Here is a 14387-nt window from a genome sequence, read left to right on the forward strand (position 1 = left end):
ATCCAAATGGTGTGCTTGACACAAACCCTGTGGAAGCTGGCTTGCCTGCGAAGGCGTCAGGCGTATCAGCGCCAATAAACGATCAGACACTGGCCCCTTGAATCACTACCACCCGCCGCTCCAGATTCAACGCCAGCACACTGATCAGCACAATCGCCGAACCCACGAACACCATCAATGTGGGCTGCTCCGCCAACGCAAAAGACGCAATGCCCATGGCAGTGGGTGGAATCAGGTACAGCGTCATCGTCGCCCGGCTCAGGTCCACATGCGCCAGCACATAGGCCCAGGCCAGATAGGCAAGGGCGCTGGGAAAAACACCAAGCGCAATCACCGCCAGTTGCACCTGCAGCGGAGCACTGACGACCTCGGCGGCCAACCCCGGCAAATAAGCCAACAACAGCAACGTCCCGAACCAAACCGTGTAACACACCAGCGTCAAGCCGTCGTAGCGCCGGGCATGCTGCTTCTGCAACGCAAAGTAAAAGCTCCAGGACAGCGCCGCCAGCAGAATCAGCAAGCCGCCGCCATTGATGCTGCCCAGTCCGTGATCGCCAGCCACCACAATCACCACGCCGAGCAAACCCAGGATCACACAGCCCCAGCGCCAGGCACTCACCCGGTCCTTGAACACGAAGCGCGCCAGTAGCGTGCTGAACAAGGGGGTCGATTGCGCCAATACACTGGACGCTCCGGCGCTGACGCCCTGCTGGCCGAAATTCAACGCGACGTGATGCAGGCTGACCGCAAAGAAACCCAGGGCCGCCAGCAGCGGCAGATCGCCAAGGCTCGGCAGGCGGATGCCGCGGATCAGCGCGACGACGCCCATGAATGCCGAAGCCAGCAGAAACCGCAGCAACGCCAGATGGCCGGGATCATAAGCTTGCAAACCGATATGAATACCGGTCGGGGAATACCCCCAGCAGGCGACGACAAATGCCATCGCCAGCACGATCTTGAGGGGGGAGGGGGAGACGGCGGTGAGCGCTTGCATGGTCGGATACCTGTGGGCCTGTGCACCGAGTATCAGAATTCGAACCATTCGCCACAACTGACTTATACTGCGTTAACTGTTCACTTTTGGTGATGTATGGAGCTGGCGCAGATTCGCATGTTCAAGACCGTCGCCGACGTCGGCAGCATTGCCCGCGCCGCCGAGTTGCTGCATTGCGTGCCGTCGAATATCACGGCACGGATCAAGGCGCTGGAAGCGGAGCTGGGGGTCGCGCTGTTCCTGCGCGAGGGTCGAGGGTTGCGAATCAGCCCGTCGGGGCAGACCTTCCTCGTCTATGCCGCGAAGATGCTCGCGCTCGCGGCTGAAGCCAAGCGCGCGCTCGATCCCGCGGCGGAGCCGTCCGGACCGTTGCGCATCGGTGCCATCGAGTCCTCGGCCACCGGTCGCTTGCCGCGCTTGCTGGCCAAGTTCCACAAGCGTTTCCCGAAGGTGGCGCTGGAACTGACCACCGGCCCCTGGGGCCAGCTGCTCGACGACACCTTCAACCATCGGCTCGACGGCGCGATAGTCGCCGTGGATGTCGAGCGCTCGCAACTCAAGCGCACGCCGATGTACCGCGAGGAGCTGCTGTTGATTGCCTCGACGTCCCTGGGGCCGGTACGCGATATCGCCGATTTGCAGGACAAGACCGTGTTCATGTGGCCACAGGGTTGCCCTTACCGGGCGGCGCTGGAGCACTGGTTATTGCGGCAGGGGCAGGCGTTGCCGATTGTCAGCCTGGCCAGTTACGGCGCGATCGTCGGCTGCGTCAGCGCGGGCGCCGGTGTGGCGCTGGTGCCTAAAGGGGTTTTCGACCAGTTCGCCAAAGGCGCCGGTTGCGCGGGCTATGAATTCCCCGACCTGACGGCCATCGACAACCTGTTCTACTGGCATGAAAACGCCGGGGTTCACCCGGCGCGAGAGGCGTTTGTGGCGATGTTGCGCGAGGAGTTCGCCTAGGCGCGCTCTATAACCCCACATCCCGCATCAACAACCCAAACCGCAACTCCACCGCATCCGGAATCGGCACATACACCGTATGCCCATCCCCCGGCGCCACTTCGATTGGCTCGCCTCTGATGTTCTGCAACTGATGCAGATCGAAGTGGAAGTTGCCCGCGGGCGTCATCAGTTCCATGTGGTCACCCAGGCCGAAACGGTTCTTCACCTTGACTTCGGCCAGTCGGTCGCGCCGCTCGCCGGTCAACTCGCCGACAAACTGTTGCCGCTCCGACACCGAACTGCCGTGCTGGTAGTTCTGATACTCATCATGCACATGCCGCCGCAGGAAGCCTTCGGTGTAGCCGCGTTGCGCGAGGGACTCCAGATCCGTCATCAGGCTGCGGTCAAACGCGCGACCGGCCACCGCATCGTCGATGGCCCGGCGGTACACCTGAGTGGTCCGTGCGCAATAGAAGTGGGATTTGGTCCGGCCTTCGATTTTCAGCGAATGCACGCCCATCCGGGTCAGGCGCTCGACATGCTGCACGGCGCGCAAGTCCTTGGCGTTCATGATGTAGGTGCCGTGCTCGTCCTCGAAGGCCGGCATCAGTTCGTCCGGTCGATTGGCTTCCTGCAACAGGAACACCTGATCGGTCGGGGCGCCGATCCCCAGGGTCGGTTCAGGCTGGAAGCTCTGGACGATTTCGCCGAGTTGATTTTCCGAGGCCTGTTGCGCCGAGTACTTCCAGCGACAGGCATTGGTGCAGCTGCCTTGATTGGCGTCGCGCCTGTTCATGTATCCGGACAGCAGACAGCGGCCGGAGTAGGCCATGCACAGCGCCCCATGGACAAACACCTCCAGCTCCATGGCCGGGACCTGCTCACGAATTTCGGCGATTTCTTCCAGGGACAGTTCCCGCGACAGGATGATCCGGCTCACGCCTTGTTGCTGCCAGAACTCGACACTCGCCCAGTTCACCGTGTTGGCCTGCACCGACAGGTGAATCGGCATCTGCGGGAAATGTCGGCGCACCAGCATGATCAGGCCCGGGTCGGACATGATCAGCGCGTCCGGCGCCATGGCAATCACCGGCTGCAGATCCTTGAGAAAGGTTTTCAGCTTGGCGTTGTGCGGGGCGATGTTCACCACCACATAAAAGCGCTTCCCCTGGGCCTGGGCCTCGCGAATGCCGAGGGCCAGGTTGGCGTGATCGAATTCGTTGTTGCGCACCCGCAGGCTGTAGCGCGGCTGGCCGGCGTACACCGCGTCGGCGCCGTAGGCGAAGGCATAGCGCATGTTTTTCAGGGTGCCGGCGGGGGCGAGCAGTTCCGGTGGGACAAGGTTCATGGATGAGTCGATCGCAAAAGTCGACGAGGGTAATCGGCTTGCCCGCGGGCTTCATTGATCTGGATCTATGCTTGATGAACAAACGGATGGCACTCGCGCGAACCGTGGCGGACTAAGCATCAGGACGCGACATTGCTTCCCTGCTGACTGACATGGATCGGACATGAACGAACAGACACTGCAAAACAAATCACTGGTGATCCTGTTGGGACTGGTCACCGCCGCGTTCATCTGGATTTTGCTGCCGTTCTACGCAGCGGTGTTCTGGGCTGTCATCCTCGGCATCCTCTTCGCCCCCCTGCAGCGCCGCCTGCAAGCGAAATTCGGCTGGCAACGCAACCTGACGTCGCTGCTCACCCTGGGCATCTGCCTGGTGATCGCGATTCTGCCGGTGATCATCCTCGGTTTCCTGCTGGTGCAAGAAGGGGCCTCGGTCTACCAGAGAATCGAAAGCGGCGAACTGGATATCGCCGGCTACGTGACGCATTTCAAACACAGCCTGCCGCCATACTTCCAGCACCTGCTCGATCGGTTCGGGGTCGGCGAGTTGGACGGTCTGCGAGAGAAAATCATCAAGAGTGCGGTAACAGGCAATGAATTTATCGCCACCCAGGCCTTCAGTTTCGGTCAGGGCACGTTCGATTTTCTGGTGAGCTTTTTCATCATGCTCTACCTGCTGTTCTTTTTTTTGCGCGACGGCACCGAACTGGCACGTAAAGTTCGTTCTGCCGTACCGCTGAAAGAGCACCAGAAACGGCGTTTGCAACTCAAGTTCAACCGCGTGGTGCGGGCGACAGTCAAAGGCAACCTGCTGGTGGCGATTACGCAGGGTGCATTGGGCGGTTTGATTTTCTGGTTCCTGGGTATTCCGAGCGCGTTGCTGTGGGCAGTGCTGATGGCGTTTCTATCGCTGTTGCCGGCGGTGGGGGCGGGGATCGTCTGGGCGCCGGTGGCGGCGTTTTTCCTGTTCACCGGAGCGATCTGGCAGGGCGTGGTGCTGGGGTTGTTCGGGGTTTTTGTGATCGGGCTGGTGGATAACGTGCTGCGCCCCATTCTGGTGGGCAAGGACACGAAGATGCCGGATTACCTGATTCTGATCTCGACCCTTGGCGGCCTGGCGATCTTCGGCTTGAATGGCTTTGTCATCGGGCCGCTGATCGCCGCGCTGTTCATGTCGAGCTGGGCGATCTTCATCGAAACCAAACCGCGGGTGCAGCTGCCTTAAGCGCTGAGCTGACCTTGGCCGATTCGTTGCGACAGTGCCTGGGCGTCCGGCAACGAGGTCAGCGGACCACTGATCGCTTCGCCGTCCTGCACCAGGTACCAACAGGCAAGCAAGCCAAGCGCTCTGAGTGGTGCGGGAACGGCGCTGCCGATAACGGACATGATCTGAACCTGGGACATAAGTACCTCCATCAATCTATGGAGCTACCTTACGGACCCAACGCCGGAACGGACAATCAACGCTTTCGATAGTCGTAATTGACGCTAGTGAGTCTTGGGCTCAGTCGACCACCAGGTCAAGCATGTGGACCACTTCCTGCTCATTGAGCAGGCCTTTGCGCACCAGGTTTTCCGCCAGCAGCGAGAGAAACTTGGCGCTGCGATGGCCTTCCAGGTGCTTGAGTTCGGTCAGTGCGTTGTACACCTTGCTGGAAGTGCACAAGCCGACGATGCGGTGCGGGTTTTGCGTGGGCATGAGGTCGTCCTTGTTATTATCAACCTGCTGTTTGCGGACAGATCCAGGTTTGCGGACCTGACATGACATGAATATGACCGTTTTCCCCAAGTGGGGGGAAGAGCGGCGAGTCAATCTTGCCAACTTGAACCGCAAAGACTGTCCCGACAGCGACCTTGAGGCGATTTATCCAGACCTGTACCGACAAACGGCGACAAAAAAGCCCCGCCGTCTGTCTGTAGGAGCGAGCTTGCTCGCGATGGTCGTTAACGATAACGCATGCTTACCGGCTAACCGCGGCGCTCTTACGCCCATCGCGAGCAAGCTCGCTCCTACAGTTACCAGCGGCGATAACCGTGGGGAGGGCCGTAGTAGCCGCGCGGTGGGTAGTAACCACGGGGCGGTCCGTAGTAAACCGGTGGCGGGGCGTAATAGACCGGTTGCTGCACGTAGACCGGTGCCGGCTGGTAATAAACCGGAGGCGGTTGTTGCACGTACACCGGTTGTGGCTGAACGTAGACCGGTTGCTGCACATAGACCGGCCGGTTGCTGTTGATGATCGCCGAACCGACGATGGCCGAGCCGACGATCGCACCGAATACCGCCGGTCCTTCCCAACCGTGACCGCCGTGACCGCCGCCAGCTTCAGCCTGCCCTGCGATGGCCAGCGTACCGATCAGCAAGGCAACTATGGGGATTTTACGGATCATGATAATTCCTCGGTTCTTCGACCCGGCGCCTGGCTCTGCAATAGACCCAGGGATTGTCGCGGGGATACTTCTAAGACAGCGTTTTTCTGCAAATCAGCACAGCCATTGGGTAAATTTTGTGTAAGGTCTGTACCGGCTTTCTTAGCGTCGTACGCTGTCACCGGCAGGTACGCGAATATGATCGATCAGACCGGCTGGACTGGCTAATCCCGTCCATCCGAAAGTGCTATTGAAGGAGATTCACATGCAGATGAACCCCAACAAAGACACCCAGCTGTGCATGTCCCTCTCCGGGCGCCCTGGAAACTTTGGCCTGCGATTCCACAATCATCTGTACGAACAACTGGGCCTGAATTTCTACTACAAGGCCTTCAGCAGCCAGGACCTGCCAGGCGCCATCGCGGGCATTCGCGCCCTGGGGATTCGAGGCTGTGGCGTGTCCATGCCATTCAAGGAGGCCTGCATTGCGCTGGTCGATGAGCTGGACGCGTCGGCCGCGGCCATTCAATCGATCAACACCATCGTCAACACCAATGGCCGTCTCAAGGCCTACAACACCGACTACATCGCCATCGCTCAGTTGCTGGCAACCCACCAGGTGCCCACGGCGTCGACCTTCGCCCTGCGCGGCAGCGGCGGCATGGCCAAGGCCGTGGCCAGCGCCTTGCGTGATGGCGGTTACAAGAACGGCCTGATCGTCGCCCGTAACGAACCCGCCGGGCGTGCCCTGGCCGAGTCGCTGGGCTATGAATGGCAAGCTGAACTGGGTGCGCGGCGCCCGCACATGCTGATCAATGTCACGCCGATCGGCATGACCGGCGGGCCGGAAGCCGATCAACTGGCGTTCGACACCGACGCCATTGCCGCTGCCGAGACCGTCTTCGATGTGGTGGCGATCCCCTCGGAAACCCCGCTGATCGTGCGCGGTCGTGCCGAAGGCAAGCGAGTGATAACCGGGCTGGAGGTGATTGCGATCCAGGCGCTGGAGCAGTTTGTGCTTTATACCGGCGTGCGGCCGACGGTTGAGCAGTTCCAGAAAGCGGTGGAGTTTGCCCGCAGCTGATCCCCTGTAGGAGCTGGCTGGCCAGCGAAGAGGCCATCACTTGCAACATTAATGGCGCCTGGCACGCCGCCTTCGCCAGCAAGCCGGTTCCTACAATCCGATCGTTGTTGTCGGACTACTCGAGGCGCGCCAGGCGCTCTTCCAACGCGGCAATCCGCGCTTCCAGCTCTTCGATCCGCTCCAGCGACACACCGCCGCCGGCACCGCGCTCCACCGGATTACTCCGTGCCGCCAGAATCACCTCGATATCCGCCGGGTCCCCCAGCGCATGCATGTAGCGGTCTTCACGCTGCCCGGCCTGGCGCGGAATCAGCAGCGCCAGACCACGGGCAATCAAGCGTTCAAGCTGATGCACCACCTGCTCGGTGTCTTCGAATTCATGCATGCGGGTGCTGCGGGTCAGCAGTTCATTGACCGTTTGCGGGCCGCGCAGGAACAGCAAGCCGGTCAGGATGACCTGGGCCGGCACCAGTTCCAGCGCCTTGTCGACCCGGTGCTCCCAGCGATCGGCCCGGCTGCCCATCACCAGCCTGGTAAAACCGCGGCCTTCAAGGGCGCGCAGGCTCTGGCCGACCTGGCCCTGAGTGAGGTTCATCACCGGCTCGCGGCTGGTTTTCTGGTTGCAGGCGGTCACCAGGGCATTGAGGGTCAGCGGATAGGTTTCCGGGCTGGTGGCCTGTTTCTCGATCAGCGAACCCAGAATGCGGATTTCCGTGCTGTTGAGGCGTGGCTCGTCGATAACGGTTTCTTGCTCAGTGCTCATCGCGCTTTTCCCTAGGCAGTCGAAGCATGCAGTCGAAGCGGCCTAGCGTAATCCTTGCTGAATAAAAGACAAGTCGCAGGAGCGTTGCGCATGGCTATAATCGGCCCACATTTACCTCCTGTCACAACATGAGACTGCCATGACCATTTCCCTGTACGACGCTTCCGTTCCGGTATTCAAACAAATGCTCAACGCCCTGAGCGATGTGCTGAACAAGGCCGAAGCCCACGCCACGGCAAAAAACATCGATCCGAACGCGTTGCTGCAAGCCCGTCTGTACCCGGACATGTTCCCGCTGGTACGCCAGGTGCAGATCGCCGTCGATTTCGCCAAGGGCGTTTCCTCGCGCCTGGCCGAGATCGAAGTGCCGAAGTATGAAGACACCGAAACCACCTTCGCCGAACTGCAAGCGCTGATCGCCAAGGTCCTGGCCTACATCGGCGAGATCAAGCCGGAGCAGATCGTCGGCAAGGAAGGCATCGAGATCGTCACCCGTCCGGGCACGCCTAAAGAGAAGCGCTTCAGTGGCCAGGCTTACCTGCTGAGCTACGGCCTGCCGCAATTCTTCTTCCACGTCACCACCACCTACGCCTTGTTGCGTCACAACGGTGTGGAAGTGGGCAAGCGTGATTACATGGGCGCGTTCTAACCCCCCACCTACAAAAAAGCCCCCGCAGCCTGAGCTGCGGGGGCTTTTTCATGGGTGCACATTGTTCAGCTCCACCACCGAACCTGTGGGAGCGGGCTTGCCCGCGAAGGGGTCATCAGCTCCAACATAAACGTTGACTGACACACCGCTTTCGCGAGCAAGCCCGCTCCCACAGGGTAAGGTGTCAGGCCAGGCGCTGGGCCTTCTCTTCTTCACCCAGACACGCCGCTGCGGTAAACAGCACATCGGTAGACGAGTTCAGCGCGGTCTCCGCCGAATCCTGCAACACCCCGATGATGAAACCGACCGCCACCACCTGCATCGCGACTTCACTCGGGATGCCGAACAAACTGCACGCCAGTGGAATCAGCAGCAACGATCCCCCGGCCACGCCCGAAGCGCCACAGGCACAGATCGCCGCGACCAAGCTCAGCAGGATGGCCGTCGGAACATCGACCGCGATGCCCAGGGTATGCACCGCCGCCAGGGTCAGCACGGTAATGGTGATTGCGGCACCCGCCATGTTGATGGTGGCGCCGAGCGGGATCGAGACCGAGTACGTGTCTTCATGCAGGCCCAGGCGTCTGCTCAACTCCAGGTTGACCGGAATGTTCGCCGCCGAACTGCGGGTGAAAAACGCGGTGATGCCGCTTTCGCGCAGGCACATCAGCACCAGCGGATAGGGGTTGCGACGCAGTTTCCAGAACACGATCAGCGGGTTCATCACCAGCGCCACAAACAGCATGCAGCCCAGCAGCACGGCCAGCAGGTGCAAGTAGCCGAGCAGGGCGCCGAAACCGGACGTGGCGAGGGTCGAGGCCACCAGGCCAAAAATCCCCAGCGGCGCGAAGCGAATCACCAGGCGCACGATCACGGTCACGCCGTTGGACAGGTCACCGAGTACCTCGCGAGTGGTGTCACCGGCATGGCGAATGGCAACGCCCATGCCGATCGCCCAGGCCAGGATGCCGATGAAGTTGGCGTTCATCAGGGCGCTGACCGGGTTATCGACCACGCTCAGCAACAGGTTTTGCAGCACTTCGCTGATGCCGCCCGGGGCGCTCACCGCGACGTCATGGGTGGCGAGCACCAGGCTCGACGGGAACATCATGCTGGCAACGACCGCGACCACCGCCGCGGCAAAGGTGCCCAGCAGGTACAGGAACAGAATCGGCCGGATGTGGGTTTCCTGGCCGTGCTTGTGGTTGGCGATCGACGCCATGACCAGCACGAACACGAGGATCGGTGCGACGGCTTTCAGGGCCGAAACGAAGACTTTGCCGATGAACGCGGTGGACTTCGCCACGTCGGGCGCGACCAGCGCCAGGACAATCCCGGCGATCAGGCCGATGATGATTTGCGTGACCAGGCTCAAGCGTTTCAAACGATGCAATAGCGAAGGGGATGAAGCGGTCATAAAGCGGCATCTCTGATTTTATTGGGTACGGGGAGTCGCGACATCAGTGCCAATCGCTGGCAGATGAGCAAGGTGTACGTATCGCAGGGCGCGGACTTTATCACAGCGTCGTCCCGATCCTTCAGGCCTGTGACGATCTGCCGTCCGCGTGTCGGACGAGAAAGGCAGGTTCGTGCAACCGCTCTGGAAAACACTCTGTTAAGATTGCCCATCCTCATTTTCATGTTCTGCCAGCGAGCCTTCGGGCTGTCGCTGGTGTCGTCGTTTTCTGGAGTTGTGCATGCTGTTGCCCATCCTTCTGTTGTCCGCCGCCGGTTTCACGGTGCTGACCACGGAATTCGTCATCGTCGGCCTGTTGCCGGCGATCGCCCGCGACCTTGACGTCAGCATCCCGCAAGCGGGTTTGCTGGTGACCTTGTTCGCCTTTACCGTCGCCGCTTTCGGACCGTTCCTGACCGCGTACTTCGCCAGGTTCGAGCGCCGCAAGCTGTTCATCTCGGTGCTGATCATGTTCGGCCTGGCCAACACCCTGGCGGCGTTTGCCCCGAACATCTGGGTGATGGCCATCGCCCGCCTGATTCCCGCGCTCGGGTTGCCGGTGTACTGGGCCCTGGCCAGCGAGACGGCGGTGGACATCGTCGGGCCGGACTTCGCCGGTCGCGCCATCGCCAAGATCGGGTTCGGGATTGTCTGCGCCACGGTGTTCGGCATTCCGGTGGGCACGCTGATCTCCGACGCGTTCGGTTGGCGCAGTGCCTTCGGCATTCTGGCGGTGATCGCCTTTGCCAAGGCGCTGCTGCTGTTCATCTACCTGCCGTCGACCAACCTGCATCAGCATCAAGTGAGCTTTCGCTCGCAGTTCAAGATCCTGCGCAGCCCGCTGATGATCGGGCATGTGCTGCTGTCGATCCTGGTGTTCAGCGGCATGTTCACCGTCTACACCTACCTGGCGGACATCCTCGAGCGCCTGGCCGGCTTCAACGGCACGGTGGTCGGCTGGTGCCTGATGGGCTTCGGCGCGGTGGGGCTGATCGGCAACTCGCTGGGTGGCCGCGCAGTGGATCGTCACCCGCTGATCGCTTCGGTAACGTTCTGCGCGTTCATGATTGCCGGCATGGTGGCGTTGGTGCCGAACATTCATTCGCCACTGGGCCTGGCGGCGGCGATGGGGATCTGGGGCGTGACCCAGGCGGCCTTGTTCCTGGTCAGCCACGTGCGCCTGATGAAGGCGGCACCCGAGGCGCCGGCTTTTGCCGCGTCGCTGAACATTGCCGGGGCCAACCTCGGGATCGGCCTGGGCGCCATGGTCGGTGGCCGGGTGATCGACAGCGTGGGCTTGCAAGGCCTGGGATTTGCGGCGGCCGCTTTCATCCTGGTCTCGATCCTGTTGGCCATGGCACTGATGACCTTCAAACCTCGCGAAGTCTGCGCCTGACGCGTCACAACTCGGTGAACAGTTCGCGTCGGGCACCTTCGGTAATGGCGACAATGCCGGGGTGCTTGACCTTGCGCTCCACGGAAATGGCGTAGAACGACTCGGTGACCGCGTTGGTCTGGCCAATCGACTCCACCCCATATTGGCGTTGCACCTCGTCGGCAATCACGCTCGGACCGATGAAAATCCCGCTGCCGGATTGACCGAACGCCTGCATCAAGGCGCTGTCGTCGAATTCACCGACAATCCGTGGCTGGATCTGTTGCTCGGCAAACCAGCGTTGCAAACGACTGCGGACCACGGTTTCCGGCCCGGGAATCAGCAGGGGAGCGCCGTGCAGGCTGCGCGGAAAATCCTGGCCGTACTGCGCCGCCAGTGCAGGGGTGGCAAAGAAGCTGATCCCGCACTCGCCGAGCTTCTGGCTGTAGCCCTTGATGTCCAGGTGCGAGGGCATCGGGCTGTCGGAGATCACCAGGTCCAGGCGCTGGATCGCCAGGTCGGCGAGCAAGCGTTCGAGCTTGTCTTCGCGGCAGGTGATGCGCAGCGGCTCGCTCAACTCCATGGTCGGCGCGATCAGCCGATAGACGATGGACTTGGGCACCACGTCCGCCACGCCGACCCGAAACAGAATCTGCTGCTCGTTGGGCTGCGCCCGCAGCATCAATTCCAGTTCACCGCCCAGCTGGAACATCTGCTCGGCGTAGGGCAGGGCCTGACGCCCGGCCTCCGTCAGCTCAAGCTGGCGGCCAACCCGGCGAAACAATTCGATGCCATAGGTTTGCTCGAGCAGGGAGATCTGCCCGCTGATGGTCTGGGGTGTCAGGTTCAACTGCTCGCAAGCGCGCACGATGCTGCCGGTCTTGGCGACCACCCAGAAGTAATGCAGCTGTCGGTAATTCAACATTCTGTTTATTTCCCCTGATCACACAACCCCCTGTAGGAGCGAGCTTGCTCGCGATGGAATCAAGAGCGCCGCGTTTAACCAGTAAACACGCGTTATCGTTGACGACCGTCGCGAGCAAGCTTGCTCCTACAAGTGCGCACACACACATTTATGCGCGATTTTGATTCTGGATTCGTAAAAACCGAAGTATAGCAGCCAAAAATACGAATTTTCCTGAAGTGTTTGTCTCCTTAGAATGCCTAGCTATCGACGGGAGGCTTTGTCGGCTCTGTCTGTTCTATCGAGGAAACATCATGAAGCTTAAAACCACGGCGTTGCTGATCACGTCTTTACTGGTACTGGCCGGTTGCGACCAGGCCGAAAAAAGCGCTCAACAACTGATGGGCAAGGCGGCCGAAAGCGCGAAACAAGCGATCGACGATACGCACAAAGCCGCTGAACAAGCGATAAGCGACGCCACCGGCGGGCTGATCAGCAAAAAAGAACCATCGGCCGAAGACAAACGGAACACCGAGTCTTCGTCCCAGGAAATCTAAACCGTCTTAAACGAGTCAGGACTGACCCATGGAATACCTTTTAGAACTTGCTGTAAGCCCCACTGCCTGGGTCGCCCTGGCCACGTTGATCGTGATGGAAATCGTGCTCGGCATCGATAACCTGATCTTCATCTCGATCCTGACCAACAAACTGCCCGAGCAGCATCGGCAGAAGGCGCGGCGTATCGGTATCGGCATGGCGCTGATCCTGCGACTGGCGCTGTTGAGCACCATCGCGTTCATCGTCCAGTTGACCGCGCCGGTGATCGACCTCCTCGGCCACGCGTTCTCCTGGAAAGACATGATCCTGATCGCCGGTGGCCTGTTCCTGTTGTGGAAGGCGACCACCGAGATCCATCACAGCATGGACCCGGCGCCGGACGATCCGAAGTCGGCGACCTCGACCGTGACCCTGGGTTTCGCTGCCGCAATCGGGCAGATCCTGATGCTGGACATGGTGTTCTCCATCGACAGCATCATCACCGCAGTCGGCATGACCGAGCATTTGCCGATCATGATCATTGCAGTGGTGGTGTCGGTACTGGTGATGTTGCTGGCGGCTGACCCCTTGGCCAAGTTCATCAACGACAACCCGACCGTGGTGATGCTGGCCCTGGGCTTCTTGATCATGATCGGCATGACCCTGATCGCCGAAGGCTTTGGCGCCCACGTACCGAAAGGCTACGTCTACGCGGCAATGGCGTTCTCGGCAACGATCGAGGGGCTGAACATGATGTCCCGACGGGCGAAGCAGAAGCGGATCGCCACTGAAGCGTAACCTGCACTAAATGGAACGGCCGCCCGGACTCGCAAGAATCCGGGCGGCCGTTTTTGGTTTCAGCGACCGAAAAGCGCCAGTCAGTGCGCGGAAGCGTGGCGGCTGGCCGGTTTATCGGTATCGGTATCACTGGCGGCGGGCGACGTCGGTTGCACTGGAGGGTGATGGTGCCGGCGAGTAATGCGCAGGACTCCCCACAACATGGCGGACGCCACCGCCAGCCAGCCGGAAATCAGCATCACTATGGTCATTGTCAGGCTCATCAGTGCCTCCTCTTCGCTCCTGCTGTGGGTGCACACTCTTTAGCAAATGACAGTTTAGCCGCTGCCGTGTTTCAGACTATTGACCAAAGGTCGGCTGTGATCAACGAGTTCGTACTATCGAATGCGATCAACTGCCGTTCAAGGCTATACCGCTGCCGCCTGGCGTCCTATGATCGATGGCCAAGCCGGGAGCGCGTACGCCTGGCGCCTGAACAAGTGAGTGATGATGGTGCGGGTATTTTCTCGAATTCTTTCTGTGGCGGTGCTGGTTGGCAGTGTCGCGGGTCTGGCGGGGTGTGCGGGAAGCGTTGCGCCGGAAATCCAGCGGCTGCCGGAGCGGGTTGAGCTCAGCGGTACCTTCTACCGCGGGCAGGACAATCAAAGCGGGCCCCAGGTCCTGGCCAGCCTGTTGTCCCAGCAGGGCATCGTGATTACCCCGGGTTTGCTCGACAAGCCCCTGCATTTGCCGGGTGCCGAAACCCAATTGCAGCAGAACATGCTGAATCTTGCCCGCGAGTACGGCCTGGTGGTCTATCCCCTGGACGCCAACCTGCCTGCGCTGCTGGCCCAGGTCGCGGCCGGAAATCCGGTGATGGTGCGGTTCACTGAAGGCTCGGCGTTCTGGGCGGGACCGCGTTATGCGATTCTCGCCGGGTACAACCGGGAGAAACAGACCGTGCTCCTGCGTGCCGGGATGAATCGCCGGACGCTGATGAGCTTCGGTTCATTTGAATCTGCGTTCAAGGACGCCGGGGGATGGGCGGTGCTGATCCAGAAACCGGACCAGCTTCCGGCCAACGTCGATCAGCAGCGCTGGCTGAAGGCGGCCAGCGACCTGGCCCAGGCAGGCCAGGAGCAGGCGGCTGCCCGGGCGAAGAAGGCGTTGTCCGCGCAGTAGTGTTCCGTT

Annotated in this window: 16 protein-coding genes and 1 pseudogene; 8 read left to right on the plus strand and 9 right to left on the minus strand. The window is 60.8% G+C overall.

Annotation, left to right across the window (positions count from 1 at the left end; translation table 11 throughout):
• Positions 1 to 82: 82 nt before the first annotated feature.
• Positions 83 to 994 (minus strand): EamA family transporter, encoded by a 912-nt coding sequence (locus ELQ88_RS11000; RefSeq protein ID WP_138965013.1) that lies wholly within the window; start codon positions 992 to 994, stop codon positions 83 to 85.
• Between the two features lie 96 nt (positions 995 to 1090).
• Between ELQ88_RS11000 and ELQ88_RS11005 the strand changes: the two genes are divergently transcribed.
• Positions 1091 to 1954, plus strand: a complete 864-nt coding sequence (locus ELQ88_RS11005; RefSeq protein ID WP_138965015.1) for a LysR substrate-binding domain-containing protein — start codon at positions 1091 to 1093, stop codon at positions 1952 to 1954.
• On the opposite strand, the pseudogene yegQ reads toward ELQ88_RS11005, so the two are convergent.
• Positions 1872 to 3284 (minus strand): annotated as a pseudogene (gene yegQ, locus ELQ88_RS11010) (tRNA 5-hydroxyuridine modification protein YegQ); the annotation flags it as partial. The gene ELQ88_RS11005 and the pseudogene yegQ overlap by 83 nt on opposite strands.
• 163 nt (positions 3285 to 3447) lie before the next feature.
• Between yegQ and ELQ88_RS11015 the strand changes: the two are divergent.
• Entirely contained in the window at positions 3448 to 4509 is a 1062-nt protein-coding gene (locus tag ELQ88_RS11015) for an AI-2E family transporter (protein ID WP_138965017.1), read from the plus strand.
• Here ELQ88_RS11015 and ELQ88_RS11020 read toward each other — a convergent pair.
• The 3 genes from ELQ88_RS11020 to ELQ88_RS11030 all read right to left on the minus strand — a co-directional run bounded on the left by ELQ88_RS11020 (position 4506) and on the right by ELQ88_RS11030 (position 5672).
• Positions 4506 to 4688: a hypothetical protein gene (locus ELQ88_RS11020; RefSeq protein WP_128871008.1), complete on the minus strand. Its 183-nt coding sequence runs from the start codon at positions 4686 to 4688 to the stop codon at positions 4506 to 4508. The genes ELQ88_RS11015 and ELQ88_RS11020 overlap by 4 nt on opposite strands.
• Positions 4689 to 4788: 100 nt before the next feature.
• Entirely contained in the window at positions 4789 to 4983 is a 195-nt protein-coding gene (locus ELQ88_RS11025; protein WP_003179723.1) for a hypothetical protein, read from the minus strand.
• Positions 4984 to 5300: 317 nt separating this feature from the next.
• Positions 5301 to 5672, minus strand: coding sequence for a hypothetical protein (locus ELQ88_RS11030; RefSeq protein WP_128871009.1), 372 nt, complete (start codon positions 5670 to 5672; stop codon positions 5301 to 5303).
• A gap of 244 nt (positions 5673 to 5916) precedes the next feature.
• Here ELQ88_RS11030 and ELQ88_RS11035 point away from each other — a divergent pair, with 244 nt between their 5' ends.
• Positions 5917 to 6735 (plus strand): shikimate 5-dehydrogenase, encoded by an 819-nt coding sequence (locus ELQ88_RS11035; RefSeq protein ID WP_138965019.1) that lies wholly within the window; start codon positions 5917 to 5919, stop codon positions 6733 to 6735.
• Positions 6736 to 6850: 115 nt separating this feature from the next.
• Here ELQ88_RS11035 and ELQ88_RS11040 read toward each other — a convergent pair whose 3' ends face one another.
• Complete coding sequence (locus ELQ88_RS11040; protein ID WP_138965021.1) at positions 6851 to 7498, minus strand: DUF480 domain-containing protein; 648 nt, start codon at positions 7496 to 7498, stop codon at positions 6851 to 6853.
• Positions 7499 to 7637: 139 nt separating this feature from the next.
• On the opposite strand from ELQ88_RS11040, the gene ELQ88_RS11045 reads away from it, so the two are divergent.
• Positions 7638 to 8147 (plus strand): DUF1993 domain-containing protein, encoded by a 510-nt coding sequence (locus tag ELQ88_RS11045; RefSeq protein ID WP_128871012.1) that lies wholly within the window; start codon positions 7638 to 7640, stop codon positions 8145 to 8147.
• Positions 8148 to 8331: 184 nt separating this feature from the next.
• Here ELQ88_RS11045 and sstT read toward each other — a convergent pair whose 3' ends face one another.
• Positions 8332 to 9564, minus strand: coding sequence for a serine/threonine transporter SstT (sstT, locus tag ELQ88_RS11050; protein WP_138965023.1), 1233 nt, complete (start codon positions 9562 to 9564; stop codon positions 8332 to 8334).
• 280 nt (positions 9565 to 9844) lie between these two features.
• Here sstT and ELQ88_RS11055 point away from each other — a divergent pair, with 280 nt between their 5' ends.
• Positions 9845 to 10999, plus strand: a complete 1155-nt coding sequence (locus ELQ88_RS11055) for an MFS transporter (RefSeq protein WP_128871014.1) — start codon at positions 9845 to 9847, stop codon at positions 10997 to 10999.
• Between the two features lie 4 nt (positions 11000 to 11003).
• On the opposite strand, the gene nhaR is transcribed toward ELQ88_RS11055, so the two are convergent.
• The gene (gene nhaR / locus ELQ88_RS11060; RefSeq protein WP_128871015.1) at positions 11004 to 11903 is read right to left on the minus strand and encodes a transcriptional activator NhaR; all 900 of its coding nucleotides are present in this window, start codon (positions 11901 to 11903) and stop codon (positions 11004 to 11006) included.
• Positions 11904 to 12196: 293 nt separating this feature from the next.
• On the opposite strand from nhaR, the gene ELQ88_RS11065 reads away from it, so the two are divergent.
• Positions 12197 to 12439 (plus strand): hypothetical protein, encoded by a 243-nt coding sequence (locus ELQ88_RS11065; protein ID WP_128871016.1) that lies wholly within the window; start codon positions 12197 to 12199, stop codon positions 12437 to 12439.
• Between the two features lie 28 nt (positions 12440 to 12467).
• Positions 12468 to 13217 (plus strand): TerC family protein, encoded by a 750-nt coding sequence (locus ELQ88_RS11070; protein ID WP_128871017.1) that lies wholly within the window; start codon positions 12468 to 12470, stop codon positions 13215 to 13217.
• Positions 13218 to 13297: 80 nt separating this feature from the next.
• Here the strand turns inward: ELQ88_RS11070 and ELQ88_RS11075 are convergent, their stop codons facing one another.
• Positions 13298 to 13480, minus strand: a complete 183-nt coding sequence (locus ELQ88_RS11075; RefSeq protein WP_128871018.1) for a hypothetical protein — start codon at positions 13478 to 13480, stop codon at positions 13298 to 13300.
• 223 nt (positions 13481 to 13703) lie between these two features.
• On the opposite strand from ELQ88_RS11075, the gene ELQ88_RS11080 reads away from it, so the two are divergent.
• A complete protein-coding gene (locus ELQ88_RS11080; protein WP_228761593.1) occupies positions 13704 to 14378 on the plus strand; it encodes a peptidase C39 family protein in 675 nt (224 codons plus the stop codon).
• Positions 14379 to 14387 lie beyond the last annotated feature (9 nt).

This window comes from Pseudomonas sp. MPC6 (assembly GCF_006094435.1).
GTDB lineage: Bacteria > Pseudomonadota > Gammaproteobacteria > Pseudomonadales > Pseudomonadaceae > Aquipseudomonas.

Bases quoted from the DNA above. Each gene is read 5' to 3' on its own strand.
- nhaR (WP_128871015.1), bottom strand. From the start codon at position 11,903: ATGTTGAATTACCGACAGCTGCATTACTTCTGGGTGGTCGCCAAGACC.
- sstT (WP_138965023.1), bottom strand. From the start codon at position 9,564: ATGACCGCTTCATCCCCTTCGCTATTGCATCGTTTGAAACGCTTGAGC.
- ELQ88_RS11000 (WP_138965013.1), bottom strand. From the start codon at position 994: ATGCAAGCGCTCACCGCCGTCTCCCCCTCCCCCCTCAAGATCGTGCTG.
- ELQ88_RS11080 (WP_228761593.1), top strand. From the start codon at position 13,704: ATGATGGTGCGGGTATTTTCTCGAATTCTTTCTGTGGCGGTGCTGGTT.
- ELQ88_RS11020 (WP_128871008.1), bottom strand. From the start codon at position 4,688: ATGTCCCAGGTTCAGATCATGTCCGTTATCGGCAGCGCCGTTCCCGCA.
- ELQ88_RS11005 (WP_138965015.1), top strand. From the start codon at position 1,091: ATGGAGCTGGCGCAGATTCGCATGTTCAAGACCGTCGCCGACGTCGGC.
- ELQ88_RS11055 (WP_128871014.1), top strand. From the start codon at position 9,845: ATGCTGTTGCCCATCCTTCTGTTGTCCGCCGCCGGTTTCACGGTGCTG.
- ELQ88_RS11015 (WP_138965017.1), top strand. From the start codon at position 3,448: ATGAACGAACAGACACTGCAAAACAAATCACTGGTGATCCTGTTGGGA.
- ELQ88_RS11045 (WP_128871012.1), top strand. From the start codon at position 7,638: ATGACCATTTCCCTGTACGACGCTTCCGTTCCGGTATTCAAACAAATG.
- ELQ88_RS11030 (WP_128871009.1), bottom strand. From the start codon at position 5,672: ATGATCCGTAAAATCCCCATAGTTGCCTTGCTGATCGGTACGCTGGCC.
- ELQ88_RS11035 (WP_138965019.1), top strand. From the start codon at position 5,917: ATGCAGATGAACCCCAACAAAGACACCCAGCTGTGCATGTCCCTCTCC.
- ELQ88_RS11070 (WP_128871017.1), top strand. From the start codon at position 12,468: ATGGAATACCTTTTAGAACTTGCTGTAAGCCCCACTGCCTGGGTCGCC.
- ELQ88_RS11065 (WP_128871016.1), top strand. From the start codon at position 12,197: ATGAAGCTTAAAACCACGGCGTTGCTGATCACGTCTTTACTGGTACTG.
- ELQ88_RS11075 (WP_128871018.1), bottom strand. From the start codon at position 13,480: ATGAGCCTGACAATGACCATAGTGATGCTGATTTCCGGCTGGCTGGCG.
- ELQ88_RS11040 (WP_138965021.1), bottom strand. From the start codon at position 7,498: ATGAGCACTGAGCAAGAAACCGTTATCGACGAGCCACGCCTCAACAGC.
- ELQ88_RS11025 (WP_003179723.1), bottom strand. From the start codon at position 4,983: ATGCCCACGCAAAACCCGCACCGCATCGTCGGCTTGTGCACTTCCAGC.